Origin of the sequence: Cellvibrio sp. UBA7661, assembly GCA_002483365.1 — a bacterium.
Lineage (GTDB): Bacteria > Pseudomonadota > Gammaproteobacteria > Pseudomonadales > Cellvibrionaceae > Cellvibrio.
Genome location: DLHT01000015.1, coordinates 110,842 through 125,684, shown reverse-complemented (window position 1 = coordinate 125,684; position 14,843 = coordinate 110,842). Strand labels below are relative to the sequence as shown.

Genomic DNA, 14,843 nt, shown 5'->3' with positions numbered 1-14,843 from the left:
ATGACAGGGATGTCGACCAGCCATGAGATGCGAATGACAATGAATTGGAATGATGACCAACCTATCTATCGACAGCTGCGCGAAAAAATCGCAGCGTTGATTTTATCTGGCGCGATTAAAGAAGGGGAACCTTTACCTTCTGTTCGTCAGGTATCGAGCGATTATCAAATTAATCATATTACCGTCAGTAAAGCTTATCAGGAGTTGGTAGATATGGGGCTGGTTGAAGCGCGGCGCGGTATGGGTATGTATGTGCTCGATGGTGCCCAACAAAAACTACACAGCACAGAAAAAGAAAAATTCATCTCTACCGAGATTCCGGCGTTATTGTTGCGTATGCGCCAACTGGGTGTGAGCAAAAAAGAATTGATCGCTGCATTGCAAGCAGTTCAAGGAGAATAAGGTGAGTCAAGTCATTAGTGCGCAAAATGTCAGCAAGCATTACGGAAAAAAAGTAGCGCTTGATAATGTGAATTTACAAATAGCATCAGGAAAAATTGTTGGACTTATTGGCCCTAACGGTGCGGGTAAAACCAGTTTGCTGAAAGGTATTTTGGGCTTGGCTCCTGTTGAAGGCGAGCTTAGTGTTTTAGGAATGAACCCCCAGCGCGAGCGAGTGAAATTATTGGAGCGCGTTTCGTTTATTGCCGATACCGCCACACTGCCGCAGTGGATCAGTGTGCGCGAGTTAATTACTTACACTGAGGGTGTACATCCACGTTTTAGTCGCGCCCAGTGTCTGAAATATCTCGCAGAGACCTCCATTGCACTGACCGATAAAGTCAGAACCCTTTCCAAAGGTATGGTTACCCAACTGCATCTGGCATTGATTATGTCGATTGATAGTGAGTTGTTGGTGCTGGATGAGCCGACCTTGGGCTTGGATATTCTCTATCGCAAACAGTTTTATGAAAACTTGTTAAATGATTATTACGATGACCAGAAAACAATTCTGATTACCACGCATCAAGTAGAAGAAATCGAAACTATCCTGACGGATCTGGTGTTTATCAATCAGGGCAAAATTGTGCTGGATGCCAGCATGGAGCAAATTGCCACGCAATACGTTGAGTTACAAGTTGACGCCAATTACAAAGAGCATGCGTTGGTACATAACCCTATTCACAGTCGTCGTTTGCTGGGTGGTTTCAGTATGTTGTTTGAACCTAATGAACAACAGCGCGAATCGCTGGCGCAATTGGGTAAGCTCACTACGCCGAGCTTAAGTGAACTATTTGTAGCAAAAATAAAACCACAGCATGTGGCGAAGGAGGTTGCGTAATGTTTGCAAAGCGTGTGACGGTGCAGTTGAAACGTGAATACTGGGAGCACCGCAGTCTGTTTATATTGTTACCTTTGGTGTGTGTGCTATTAGTGACGGGTTTTTGGGTGTTGGCGGTTATCAGCGATCCCACCATCAATCAAGCAAATGGCTCAGGTATCAAGTTGGCTGATCCTCATTTTCAGGAATTTTTAAAACTGGATGAAACTGGTAGTGGCTATAAAATCAATTTTGCAAGTAACCAAGTAGTTGGTTTTATCCTTGCTTTGCAACAATTTATGGGGTGGTGGTTTTTTTCCGTAGTCAGTGTGTTTTTGACTTTGTATTACTCTACGTCGTGTCTGTTTTCTGATCGCAAAAGCCGCGACATTTTGTTTTGGCGCTCCATGCCGGTAAGTGAACATTTTAATGTGCTGATCAAATTGGTTGTAGCTGCCGCGAGCGTACCCTTGTTGACACTGTTAATGAATGCCTTGACGAGCTTGGTGTTATTGCTCGTGGTTTGTGTATGGCTGGGTGACTTTGGGCAATTTGTCACTGCCTTGCGTGCCTTGCCTCTACTGGGAAATTATTTATTGGGCAGCATGGGTTTAGTGCCGCTGATTCTGCCTGTATTTGCCTGGGCGATGCTGGCATCGGCCTACGCCAAAAAATCGCCCTTTCTCGGTGCTACTTTTATCCCGTTAATCCTGCTGGTTGCCGATCGCTTTCTCAATAAATTTATGGGAATCAATATTCATATTTATGAATTACTTAAAACCTATCTGAATACGATTGGCGATGTCATGCAGATGTCGTTTGGCGATGCTAGCAACGGCTATGTGAGTTTTACGTTTAACTATTCTGCTGAAGTGGCGATTTATAGTCTGATCGTGGCTGTGTTGCTGGCTGTAATTATATGGCTGAGAAATAATCGTTACGAAATCTAGTGTTATCGCAACCTGTTAATAAGGTGTTCGTTTAGATACTGCTACACATTTTTTTAACCCTGCCTCGATAACATACCAAGGATTAAATCTGATCATGCTAGACGTTAAAGGAATTACTAAAAAAGTGACAACAGCGGAGGGTGACTTAACTATTTTGCAGGATATTTCGCTCTCAGTTGCCGCTGGTGAATCCATTGCAATTACCGGTGCATCTGGTTCAGGTAAATCCACTCTCCTGGGGATTTTGGCTGGCTTGGATGTGCCCTCGGCAGGGGAAGTTATTTTGAATAATCACTCGCTTACGTCCCTCAATGAAGAAGGGCGGGCGCAAGTGAGAGCGGACAATATTGGTTTTATTTTTCAATCATTTCAGCTATTGCCCGGTTTGACCGCTTTGGAAAATGTCATGTTGCCCTTGGAGTTGCGCGGCAATAAAAAAGCTAGAAACTTGGCGATGGATTTTTTGGTGCAAGTGGGATTGGAGAAGCGTACCAGCCATTACCCGCAACAGCTCTCCGGTGGCGAGCAGCAGCGAGTTGCTATAGCACGGGCATTTGCCAGTCAGCCAAAAATTCTTTTTGCCGATGAGCCAACCGGTAATTTAGACAGCACCACTGGTGCGCGTATTATTGATTTGCTTTTTCAATTAAATACGGAGCAAAACGCAACACTTGTTTTAGTTACCCATGAGCACCGTCTTGCATCGCGCTGCCAAACACGCATTGAATTATCGGCAGGCGAAATGATGCCGTCGCAGGGTAAACAATAATGTTGGCATTAAAATTATTGCTGCGTAATTGGCGCAGTGGCGAGTTAAAACTGTTGGCTATTTCCCTTATTCTTGCTGTGGCTGTCTTAAGTGGCATCTCTATTTTTTCTGCAAGACTTGAATCAACCTTGTTGTTACAAAGTAATAGCATCTTGGGTGCAGATGCTGTTGTCAGTGGTTCTGTGCCGATAAGTCAGAAATGGATTGACCTCGCCACAGAGAGCAAACTCCAGCAATCATTTTCAACTACGTTTATGTCAGTTGTTTATGCCGACGATGAGATGCAAATGGCATCGATTAAGGCCGTAGATTCGTATTACCCATTGCGCGGAAAATTGGACACTAGTCATCTGGCTTATGCGGAAAATGCGGTTGATATTAGAACGGCCAGCGCAGCCCCTGCCGCCGGTGAGGTGTGGGTAGATTCGCGATTATTCTCTGCCCTAAAAGTAGCTCTGGGTGATAGGGTTTCGGTCGGCGATGTGGATTTAACGCTAACAAGGATTTTGATTGATGAGCCGGACGGCGTGAATCCGTTTTTTAACTTTGGCGCGCGCTTGATAATGAATATTGGCGATCTGCCAAAAACCAATATTCCGCAAGAGAATTATCAATGGCTGCTTGCTGCGAATAATGGCAATAATTTGACTGGCTTCCTTGAGAAAATAAAACCTGAGCTTAATCAACACCAGAGTATCGCGACCATTGAGTCGTCGCAGGAACAGTTAGCAGCCAATTTAACAACCGCCAAAAACTTCCTGATAATTGCATCGGTGATGGCGGTGCTCCTCGCGGGTGTCGCAATTGCTATTGCGGCGCGCCAGTTCTCAGTGCGCCACACCAATCAAATTGCGCTAATGAAAAGTCTGGGCACGAGTGCTATTCATGTTCGATTATTATATTTCGGACAGTTATTGATCTTGGGTGTGGCGGCGGCTTTGTTTGGTTTGATGATAGGTTTCGGGATTCAGGAAATTGTGGCAGTCAGTATCACGCAGTTGTATCAAATTACGCTGGTGACATCGGGTGTTTATCCCTATGTGCTGAGTTTTACCGGAGGTTTGGTTTGTGTGCTGTGTTTTGCATTGCCTGCGCTCTGGCTTTTGCCTGGTATTCCCCCGCTAAAAATTTTACGCAGGGAATTAGCGGTGAATAGACCGCAGGTGTGGTTGCAAATAGGTTTGGCTCTGTTTGCGATGATAGTGTTGGTGGGATTATTTAGTCGCAATTTAAAAATCACTGTGAGTTCAACCTTAGGCTTGCTGATTGTTTTGGTAGTGGCCTGTGTGGTGTCCTGGTTGTTGTTGAAAATCAGTAAACTATTTATGAGCAATTTAGGCGGCGTCTGGCGGCTCGCATTTGCGGGAATGCAAAAACGCAAGGGGAAAAGCGTTGTACAGGTGGCCATTTTTTCAGTGGCGTTGATGCTATTGCTCACCCTGACGATTATTCGCACCTCATTTATAGCGGAATGGCAGGGGCGAATTCCTGCTGATTCACCGAATCATTTTGTTGGCAATATGAATGCTGCTGACGTGGAAAATTTCAAACAGTTTTTGCTCGATAGGGGTATTGATGCGAACCCAATTTATCCTGTCGTAAGGGCTCGAATCGCACACATTAATTCAGTCGAACCGAGTGAGGAATTGCGTAATCGCCATCCTGCATTTAAGCAGGAGTTGCATGTTACTGATTTTGACTCATTGTCGAGTGATCATGACATCGTGGCGGGGCAATGGTGGGATTTATGGCAAAAAACTGCACCCGATAGGGTAGGGGTTTCGGTCGATGCTGAATTTGCAAAACTTATTGGACTGAATATTGGCGATCAACTGGCTTTCTCTGTTGGGGGCTTAGCCTTGAATGCAGAAGTGGCCAACTTTAGGCGTATTGATTGGAAGTCATTAAATCAAAATTTCTTATTTATATTTGAGCCAACTGCACTTGACCGTTTTTCACCGATTTATGGCACCAGTGTGTTTATTCCAACAGGCGATACGCAATACTTTAACCATTTTGTGCGCGAACACCCCAACTTAATGATATTGAATTTTGGGAGCATGATTGAAAACATCCAAATACTGATCAGCCAGGTTAGTAACGGTATTGGCTTAGTGCTGTGGTTGACTTTGGGTGCCGGATGCCTGGTGCTGTTTGCGGCGGTAATGGGCAGTATTGACAGCCGCAAACAAGAAGCAGGTCTGCTGCGTGCGCTGGGAAGTTCGCGCCATTTAATATTGGGCAGTGTGTTGATCGAGTTTGCTGTTCTGGGTTTTCTATCGGGTTTAATTGCTATCGTTGGTGCCGAATCATTTTTGTATGCTTTGCAATACCTGGTGTTTAAGAATGAAATGCAACCTCACTATGTTTATTGGTTTGCATCGCCACTTATTGGAATGGTGTTTATTGCAATGCTAGGTGTTGTGTGTTGTCGGAGTGTCGTTGTTACACCTCCTGCTGTGGTGCTGCGCGAGGCCGCTTAATCATAGGTGTAGTTTTATAATAGGAAGGGAATGTTAATGATCAAACGTTTTTTTGGGTATGGCTGTTCAACACTATTTGTTATGTTTTGTGCGATGAGCCTTTCTGCCAAGGTAAGGGCTGATGGCCTTACAGATTTTCGCAGTGCATTAACACAGCTTAAATCTTCTGATCCGATTGCGCTTAATACACAATTCAAATTATTTGGCCGCAGTGGCGAGCACGACGAATTGATTGAGCGTGAAGGCTTGATTAATGTACGTTTGGAGGATGGGGATGGCGGACTGCGAGCAACCTATTCACCAGAATTAATTGCGCAATTGCACGCCGAAGAGTTAGCTAAAATTGACGATGAAAATGTAAAAAATTCAGCGCTGAATGCAGTTGGGCAATTTCAATATTGGGAGTGGCGAGAGATATTGTACCCTGCTGCGCAAATGGAATTAGTCTTAGGTCGCTACCAGTTTGTGAGCGAAAAAATGGATACGCTGAATGGTCAATCTGCGCGATTACTTACCTTCAGTATGCCCAAAGAAAAAATCGATAAAAGCTTTCGCAAATACGTTAAGAAATACAAAAATCATTTTTTGGTGTGGATTGATGCGAATGGTGTTCCGCTAGCAAGCAAGCTGACGGAAAAAGGCTCGGGGCGTGTGTTTATCGTGATTGGATTTCATTTCAAAAATGAGATCCATACCGAATATCGCCAGCACAACGGGCGGTTGATTGCGGTCAAACGCGAAGTGAAAGATGAAAGCTCAGGCGCAACCATGCGCAGTCAGCGACATTTTATTATCACTGCAAGCCCGGTGAACCAAGCGAGCGGAACCTCTTACTTGCTGCAGTAGTCATACCCAGGCTGAACGGTGCTGCTTCTATGGTGTGCTTACATCGCCCGGCAGTACGCCCCTGTGCTAGCCCTGGTAAAACTGCTAGGCTTCCCGCACATAAATTTTCTCTCATCCTACTCATCCTAAAGGAACTACGCCATGTTAAAGCGCTACTCGGCCTATGCGTTCAGTTTATTGTTGCTGGGCGGAATCGGTTTGGTGGGCTGTGAATCTACCAGCAGCCCTAAACCGGTAGTACAACAACTTGAGCAGGTCACTATCACCAAAAGCCCTAATGATGACCGCCAATATGCGGCATTAATGCTGCCCAATGGTTTGCAGGTGGTGTTGGTGTCTGACCCTTCATTAGAGAACTCTTCTGCCTCGCTCGCGGTGGGTGTGGGTAGTGCTCATGATCCAAAAGACCAACTCGGGCTTGCGCATTATCTTGAGCATATGTTGTTTTTGGGGACGGAAAAATATCCCGAGCCAGATGGCTTTATGAAATACACCCAAGCCAATGGCGGTATGACCAATGCGTTTACGGCGTATGATAAAACCAACTACATGTTCCAGATTAATGCTGGAAAATTTGATGAAGCATTGGATCGCTTCAGCGATTATTTTAAAAAGCCGACGTTTGATCCGCACTTCAGCGATAAAGAGCGCAATGCAGTAAACAATGAATGGTCGCTGCAAAAAGCCCAGGACAATTGGAACTTATACGCATTGCAGGGATACACCGCAAACGCCAACAGCCCCAGCGCAAAATTCACCATTGGCAATCTGGATACTCTGAAAGACAAGCCAGGTTCTGTGCTCAATGATGAGATGAAAAAATTCTACAATGCTTATTACTCATCCAACATCATGAAGTTGGCATTGGTGGGCAAGCAATCACTACCGGAATTAAAAGCCTTGGCTGAAAAACACTTTGCAGCCATCCCCAATAAAAATGTAGCGCTCCCTGAAATCACTACGCCCGGTCTTACCAAAAGTGAAATGGGCAAAAGTATTCACTACAAGCCCATTAAAGAATTAAAAGTGTTATATGTAGACTTTCCGGTTAAATCCAATAAAGCCCAGTGGCGGTTGAAGCCCAATGAGTTCATTCATAGCCTGCTTACTTCTGAAGAGCCGGGCACCTTGGGTGAGCAATTGCGAGCACAGGGATTAGTGAAAACCTTGTCCGCCTATTTTGATGCCGAAGCCTACGGTCCGGATGGTTTTTTGCGTGTGCAGGCAGATTTGACTGATGCCGGTTTGCAAAAGCAGGATGAAGTGATCGCGGCAATTTTTGCTTATGTCGAATTGATCAAGCGCAAAGGGCTGGATAAAAATTATTATCGCGAATTGCAAGCCATGCGCACCAAAGATTTTGCCAATGCTCCCAAGCCTGATCCACTACAACAGGCGGTTGGTTTGGCTATGTCACAGTTTGATTTGCCCGTCGAAAACTTGATGAATTCGCAATACACCTACGAACGTTATGATGAAAAGTCAATCAATGCGGTACTGTCGCAATTGGAAGAAAAGCGCGCGCGTATTTGGTACGTTAATCCGAACGAAAAAGCGGATACACCCGTTCCATTTTTTGATGGTGTTTATTCAATCCGCGACATTACCGGCGATGAATACAAACGCTGGGAATCATTGAAGAAAAACTATGCGTTTAACTTGCCGCCGCTTAATGATCTATTTACTGATACCCAAGCGCCAATTGTTGATAATACCTATCTCAAACCACATCAGGTGGTGAGTCAGGCGGGTGTTGAGGCCTTCCTGGTGCATCCGGAATTTTATCGTGAAGACAAGGGTAAACTCGCATTGCAAATCAATGTGGATTTCGCAATGAAATCGCCAAAGGAAGCCGTATTGGCGAGCTTGGTAAATGACATTTATTCCAAACAAACAATGACATTGCAGGATCGTGCCGGGCGCGCCTCTTTAGGGATTTCAACCTCGGTAATGGATGCGGTTAGCCAGGGTATTTTTATTTCGGGCTACACCACCAAGCATCCGCAATTGTTGCAGAAGATGTTAAGCGAATTTGTTGCTTTGGATATCAGTGACAAGCATTTCCATGAAGCCATGGATAGCTTCCAGCAGGGCATGTCCAACAAGAAAAAGAATCATGTATTCCGCCAATTGTTTGGTCATGCACAGCGCTTGATTTCCAAAACACCTTGGACAGATGAACAAATTTTGGCGGCGGCTGAAAAAATTACCAAAGCCGATGTGGTTGCCTATCATCAGGCGATCAAAGCCGATCCATTATTACGTTTGTTCGCCGTCGGCAATTATACCGATGCACAAGTCCGTGCTATGGCAGAAGAAGCAGCAGCGATATTGCCGGGCAAGCGTTTGCCGGAGTCGCGTGCGGTTAACCAATACGTCACACCTGCTGCTGGCAAGCTGGTGAGTTTTAATGATGATGTTGAGTTAGCCGATAGTGCACTCTTGCAGGCCTGGTTTGGTAACGCCAAATCTGACGATGAACAAGCGCAATTAGCGGTATTGAATTCATTATTCGGCAATGATTTCTTTATGCAATTGCGCACCCATGAGCAGTTGGGTTATGTGGTGACCAGTTTTAATTATCCGGTAGATGATATTCCCGGTTTTGTGATGTTGGTGCAAAGCTCCAACACAGATTTGCCCGGCATTAAAGCGCGCATGGATAAATTCCGCAAAGAGTACTTGGCTAAATTAAAAACAACGGACGAAGCCGGGATTGAACAGGCAAAACAGGCATTGATTGCAAATGTGCTGGAAAAGCCAAGTGATTTCTATTCCGAGGCGGATAGATACAGCGGTGAGTTCTGGCATGGTAAATATACATTTGATGGCCGTGAACGCTACTTGGCTGCATTGAAAAAAGTGACCAAAGCCGACGTGATCAAGATTTACGAGTCGCTGCTGTTAAATGAAAAAGCGGGCAAAGGATTATTGCAATTGCGCGGTACCAATTTTAAAACCAAACCATTTGCACATTGATCCCGTAAAGACCTCTGTTGTTGGTATTGGGTTGCACTGACAGCAGAGGTGTTGCGGCTTATAATGTCACTCTATTATTTTTTTGATGCGAGTTTGCCATGAGTACTACTGACGACGATATTTTTTGGGAACTGGTTGAAAAGTTTATCAATAATGCCAACGATGCTTGCGACAATGCCGACCCGGGTATTGTGAGTGCCGCCTTGATGAATGCCGCAGCGCGTTTTAATGCCTATGCAGTTGCGCACAGCTCACTGGATAAAACTGAATTCGCCGAGGATGTTGAAGGGACAACCAACTACTTGACGGGGCGCTACCGTGATTTTCTTAAAGAGCATATGGAAGACTACCGCGATAACTACACATCACTTATTGGCAACCGGGAACTGCCGGAAGAGTAAGCCTTGTGTCAGTGCGTTATGCGAAAAAAGCAGCTTCGGCTGCTTTTTTATTGTCTGGCTCAATAGTTTTGGGTGGGGGGATTCGCTGCCAACATCTGCAAACGCTCAATATTTGTAAAGATCTCGCGTGTGCAAAAATCACGGGTTTATCTTTGTCTGGTATACAAGTATATTAAATGGGCAAAATATGCTGGCAACGAGCATAACAATACGGATAACGGCACACATAACAACGCATAACTATAAGTATAAAAACAAGTTTAAAAACGAACATAACCACTAGTATAACAACCACTACAATACCTTTACTTGTGAACCTGACTATGAACAAGCATCTCTCTATTAAGCAATTATTTTTGCTGGTTTTCTTTGCGTTTTTTTCTTTGAATACTATTGCCGATGTGTCACTGCCGCGGTTGTTAAGTGATGGCGCAATCCTGCAGCGCGATATGCCGCTGACAATTTGGGGTTGGGCGGATGAAGGTGAAAATGTCTCGGTTACTTTTGCAGGAAAAACATTATCAGCGGTGGCGAAAGACGGACGTTGGTCGGTCACTTTTCCTGCGTTGAAAGCGGGTGGCCCTTATGAATTAAAGGTCAATGGTAACAACCAGCTGCTGCGCAAAAATATTTTGATGGGTGATCTATGGCTTGCGGCAGGGCAATCCAATATGGAATTGCCATTGAATCGCGTGAAATACCATTACCCGGGTTTGATTGAATCGACCAACCAGCCGAATATCCGCGAATTTAATGTACCTGTTACTTATGCGTTTAAAGGGCCACTGCAAGATTACACCCAAGGCCAATGGAAAACGGCAACACCTGAGCATCTGGCCACGTTTTCTGCGGTTGGTTTTTTCTTTATGCAAAAACTTCATGCCGACAATAATGTGCCGATTGGATTGGTCACTATTCCGGTAGGTGGTTCACCCGCCGAGGCGTGGGTGAGTGAGTCGGTATTGGAAAAATATCCGCATTACCAACAAAAGTTGCAACCCTTTAAAGATGATGCCCATGTGCAGGCGACTATCGCAAACGATAAAGCCAATAGCAGTAAATGGTATGCCGATCTGGATGCGGCCGATATCGGTTTGAAAAATAATTGGCAGCAAGAAAATATCAACACAGAAAATTGGAAAACTTTGCAGGTGCCCGGTTTTTTAAAAGAGCAGGCAGTTAGTAAAGAGGATAAAGAATTTACCAACGGTGCCCTCTGGGTACGCAAAACTATCGAACTGAGCGCGGCACAAGCAGCGAAAAAAGCGGTGCTTTGGTTGGGGTGTATTGTGGATGGAGATCAGGTGTATGTGAATGGTCAATTGGTCGGCCAAACCGGGTATCAATATCCACCGCGTATTTATGCAGTGCCTGCGGGTTTATTAAAAGCGGGTGCGAATAGCATCAGCATCCGTGTCACCAGCTATTCATCGAATGTGGGTTTTGTTAAAGATAAACGCTATGCGTTGTTGTTGGGTGAAGGTTTGTTTGGTGATGAGGCTGTTGATCTGAAAGGCGAGTGGAAATACCAAATCGCGGCGCGCGTTAATGCGATGCAGCCGGGAACAACGTTGCACTATTTACCATCTTCATTATTTAACGCGAAGTTGGCTCCGGCGTTGCCGCTGAAAATCAAAGGTGTTATTTGGTATCAGGGTGAGTCTAATGTGGGGCGCGCTGCGGAATATCAACAACTGATGGCCGATTTAATTGGCGATTGGCGTGCTCAATTCCAACAAAAAGAATTACCTTTTATTTATGTGCAACTGGCTAACTTTTTACCTGCAGCTCAAGAGCCGGGTGAGAGTGGTTGGGCTGAATTGCGCGAAGCTCAGCGGCAGTTACTTGCGGTAAACAATACGGCGATGGCGGTTGCAGTGGATGTGGGTGAGTGGAACGATATTCATCCGCTCAACAAGCAAGCTGTGGGCGAGCGATTGGCGTTAGGTGCATTGAAGGTCGCGTATGGGAAAAAATCTTTGTTGGCTTCCGGTCCGCGCCTGAAAAAATTAAAGACCAGTGGTGAAAAATTGGAGCTGCGTTTTACCGAGATTGGCAAAGGCTTGAGTGTGCGTGGTGAGCAGCTGGGGCATATTGCGATTGCCGGTGCCGATAAGAAATTTGTGTGGGCCAAGGCGCAGGTTAAGAAGGATAAGGTGATTGTGTGGGCGGATTCTATCGCTGAGCCAAAATGGGTACGCTATGCATGGGCGGATAACCCTGAGGGGGCAAATCTGTATAATAGCGCGGGTCTGCCTGCATCGCCGTTTGAGGCTCGCGTATCAGATTAGTCTTTGTTCCCCGCGTAATGGTTCTGGCGTTTACTCTGAGACTCGCCGTGAACCCGTCCGTGGGGGCTCGTCGCCCGCATCCCTGCGGGCAACGGTCTCCGAGTAAACGCCGGATCCATTCCGCTACCTCTGTGACGAATAGAGAATGATTGAATGCGAAAACGCCGATGTAGAATTAATTTCTCATCGGCGTTTTTTATTGTGAATCGTTTGTGAATAGTTTGTGGATCCTATTGTGAATCAGCTCGATATTTTTGATCTTCCTCCTGAAAAAACCGTAGCAATTATCGGCGGCGGGCCTGCGGGTTTAATGGCGGCTGAAGTGATTGCATCGGCTGGGCATAACGTCTCGGTATACGACGCAATGCCGTCGGTGGGGCGTAAATTTTTATTGGCGGGTGTGGGGGGGATGAACATCACGCACGCTGAAGCCAAAGACGATTTTCTTTCGCGCTACTCCGCGAGCAGCCAACTCATTAATAGTTTGAATGCATTTGATGCGGATGCGCTGCGCAACTGGATTCATGGTTTGGGTATTGAAACATTTGTGGGCACCTCGGGCCGGGTGTTTCCTACTGATATGAAAGCAGCACCGCTATTGCGTGCGTGGTTGCATCGTCTGCGTGAATTGGGTGTGACGTTTTATCCGCGCCATCGCTGGCTGGGTTGGGGGGAATCGCAAGGCAATGTTCAGATTCAGTTACTTTTTTCAGCGCAAGAAAATGATGCAACCATAAACAAAACCGTAACGGCTGATGCTGTGTTGTTAGCACTGGGCGGTGCCAGTTGGCAGCGTTTGGGTTCCAACGGTGCCTGGGTGCCGCTGCTGCGCGAGCGCAGTGTTCAAGTAAACGATCTTGTGCCGAGCAATTGTGGGTTTGATGTTGCCTGGAGTGAAATGTTGCGCGAGCAGCATGCAGGCGCGCCTTTGCACGGTGTTGTTTTGAGTTGTACTGATGTGCATGGGCGGACGCGCAGTGTGCTGTCGGAGGCGATTATCAGTGCTTATGGAATTGAAGGCACAGGTATTTATGCGTTATCCAAAGAGCTGCGCGAACAAATCGACCAGCAGGGATCGGCGTTGCTGAATATTGATCTACTGCCGGATTTGTCGCGCGATAAAATTATCCAGCGTTTGAATAAACCGCGTGAAAAAAATTCACTGAGCAATTTTTTACGCAAGCAGTTAAATTTGTCGCCGGTTAAGCTCGCGTTGTTGCGTGAACTGACGGCAAAAAATACCTATGAAAATCCTGAGCTGTTGGCGCTGGCAATTAAAAAATTATCGCTGACGTTAACCGCAACGCGCCCTATTGATGAAGCGATTAGCAGTGCAGGCGGTGTTGCTGCCAAAGAGTTGGATAGTTTATTCATGCTTAAAAAAATGCCCGGCGTGTTTTGCGCAGGCGAAATGCTGGATTGGGATGCACCTACCGGTGGTTATTTGCTAACAGCGTGCTTTGCTTCTGGCCGCACGGCAGGGCAGGGTGTTGTGAATTTTTTGAAAGGCAGTGCGCCAACATTGAAGCAGAAGGCGCAGCGATGAAACACGCACTGGTTATTGGTTATGTATGGCCCGAGCCGAATTCATCGGCAGCGGGCACGCGCATGTTGGAGCTTGTGCAACTGTTATTGGATATGCAATACGCCGTCACTTTCGCATCGGCAGCTGCGTTATCGGAACATCGTGCTGATTTAAATTCACTCGGGGTCGCTGAAAAAACGATTGCGCTGAACTGCAGTAGTTTTGATGCCTATGTGCGGGAACTGAAGCCGGACTTGGTATTGTTTGACCGTTTTTTTACCGAGGAGCAATTTGGTTGGCGTGTAGAAAAAGAATGTCCGGATGCGTTGCGCGTGCTCGATACAGAAGATTTGCATAGCCTACGCCATGCGCGCCAGCAATTATTAAAAGCGGCGCAAAAAAATGGCGCGAATGAAAAAGAAAAACAATCGGTTGCGCCAGTAACCGCCAGCAGCGAATTGCTTTATGAGCAAATGTGTGCGGATGACATGGCCGTGCGCGAAGTGGCCGCTATTTTCCGCTGTGATGTTTCGCTCATGATTTCAGAATTTGAAATGGAATTATTGCAGCGGTACTTTGCTGTGCCAGCGCAATTACTGTTTTACTGTCCATTCCTGTCGCAGTCAGATACAAGCCTTGCGTCGCTGCCTGATTTTTCTGCGCGACAACATTTTATTGCTATCGGCAATTTTCGCCACGAACCCAACTGGGAGGCGGTGCTTTGGTTAAAACACCAATTGTGGCCGATGATCCGCGCGCAACTTTCTGCCGTGGGATGCACTCAGACTGAGCTGCACATTTATGGCGCTTATCCGCCGCCTAAAGCCACACAGTTACATAATGCGAAAGAGGGTTTTCATATTAAAGGTTGGGCGGCAGACGCGCGCACGGTCATGCAATCGGCGCGCGTGTGCCTTGCACCTTTGCGTTTTGGTGCGGGTATCAAAGGAAAATTGATCGATGCTATGCGTTGCGGTACTCCATCCATTACCACCAGTATTGGTGCTGAATCCATGAGCGGTGGATTGCCTTGGTGCGGTGCTGTGGCGGATACCGCAGAGGCTTTTGTGGCGGCGGCGGTTGAGCATTATCGGCAAGAGGCGCTTTGGCAGCAAAAGCAAAAACAGGGCATCACCATTTTGCGCGATTATTTCTACCGCGCAGATTACGCACAGGCGTTGCAGGTTCGATTGTCGTCTCTGGCCATTAATCTGAAAAACGAACGTGGTAATAACTTTATCGGCCAAATGCTGCGTCATCACCATCACAAGAGTACCCAGTACATGGGGCAGTGGATTGAAGCAAAAAACAATAAATAAAATACCGATACCGGTTGTT

11 protein-coding genes are annotated in these 14,843 nt (G+C 46.2%); all 11 read left to right on the top strand.

The window, feature by feature from the left end:
- The first annotated feature begins 33 nt into the window (after positions 1-33).
- Entirely contained in the window at positions 34-402 is a 369-nt protein-coding gene (locus tag B2739_RS12645; RefSeq protein WP_331346211.1) for a GntR family transcriptional regulator, read from the top strand.
- A 1-nt stretch (position 403) separates the two neighbouring features.
- Positions 404-1,282 carry an ABC transporter ATP-binding protein gene (locus B2739_RS12640; RefSeq protein WP_331346210.1) on the top strand — a complete coding sequence of 293 codons (879 nt, stop codon included), beginning with the start codon at positions 404-406 and terminating at the stop codon, positions 1,280-1,282.
- On the top strand, positions 1,282-2,211 hold the full coding sequence (locus B2739_RS12635) for a hypothetical protein (protein ID WP_331346209.1): 930 nt from the start codon (positions 1,282-1,284) through the stop codon (positions 2,209-2,211). The genes B2739_RS12640 and B2739_RS12635 overlap by 1 nt, the downstream gene beginning before the upstream one ends.
- A 94-nt stretch (positions 2,212-2,305) precedes the next feature.
- Positions 2,306-2,980, top strand: a complete 675-nt coding sequence (locus B2739_RS12630; protein ID WP_331346208.1) for an ABC transporter ATP-binding protein — start codon at positions 2,306-2,308, stop codon at positions 2,978-2,980.
- Positions 2,980-5,463, top strand: coding sequence for an ABC transporter permease (locus B2739_RS12625; protein WP_331346207.1), 2,484 nt, complete (start codon positions 2,980-2,982; stop codon positions 5,461-5,463). Before B2739_RS12630 ends, B2739_RS12625 begins: the two co-directional genes overlap by 1 nt.
- Positions 5,464-5,499: 36 nt before the next feature.
- The gene (locus tag B2739_RS12620; protein ID WP_331346206.1) at positions 5,500-6,309 is read left to right on the top strand and encodes a hypothetical protein; all 810 of its coding nucleotides are present in this window, start codon (positions 5,500-5,502) and stop codon (positions 6,307-6,309) included.
- Between the two features lie 141 nt (positions 6,310-6,450).
- Positions 6,451-9,288: an insulinase family protein gene (locus B2739_RS12615; RefSeq protein WP_331346205.1), complete on the top strand. Its 2,838-nt coding sequence runs from the start codon at positions 6,451-6,453 to the stop codon at positions 9,286-9,288.
- A 98-nt stretch (positions 9,289-9,386) separates the two neighbouring features.
- A complete protein-coding gene (locus B2739_RS12610) occupies positions 9,387-9,689 on the top strand; it encodes a DUF3144 domain-containing protein (protein WP_331346204.1) in 303 nt (100 codons plus the stop codon).
- A 323-nt stretch (positions 9,690-10,012) separates the two neighbouring features.
- Entirely contained in the window at positions 10,013-11,980 is a 1,968-nt protein-coding gene (locus B2739_RS12605; protein WP_331346203.1) for a sialate O-acetylesterase, read from the top strand.
- Positions 11,981-12,215: 235 nt separating this feature from the next.
- Positions 12,216-13,526 carry a TIGR03862 family flavoprotein gene (locus B2739_RS12600; protein WP_331346202.1) on the top strand — a complete coding sequence of 437 codons (1,311 nt, stop codon included), beginning with the start codon at positions 12,216-12,218 and terminating at the stop codon, positions 13,524-13,526.
- A complete protein-coding gene (locus B2739_RS12595; RefSeq protein ID WP_331346201.1) occupies positions 13,523-14,824 on the top strand; it encodes a glycosyltransferase in 1,302 nt (433 codons plus the stop codon). The genes B2739_RS12600 and B2739_RS12595 overlap by 4 nt, the downstream gene beginning before the upstream one ends.
- Positions 14,825-14,843: the final 19 nt, after the last annotated feature.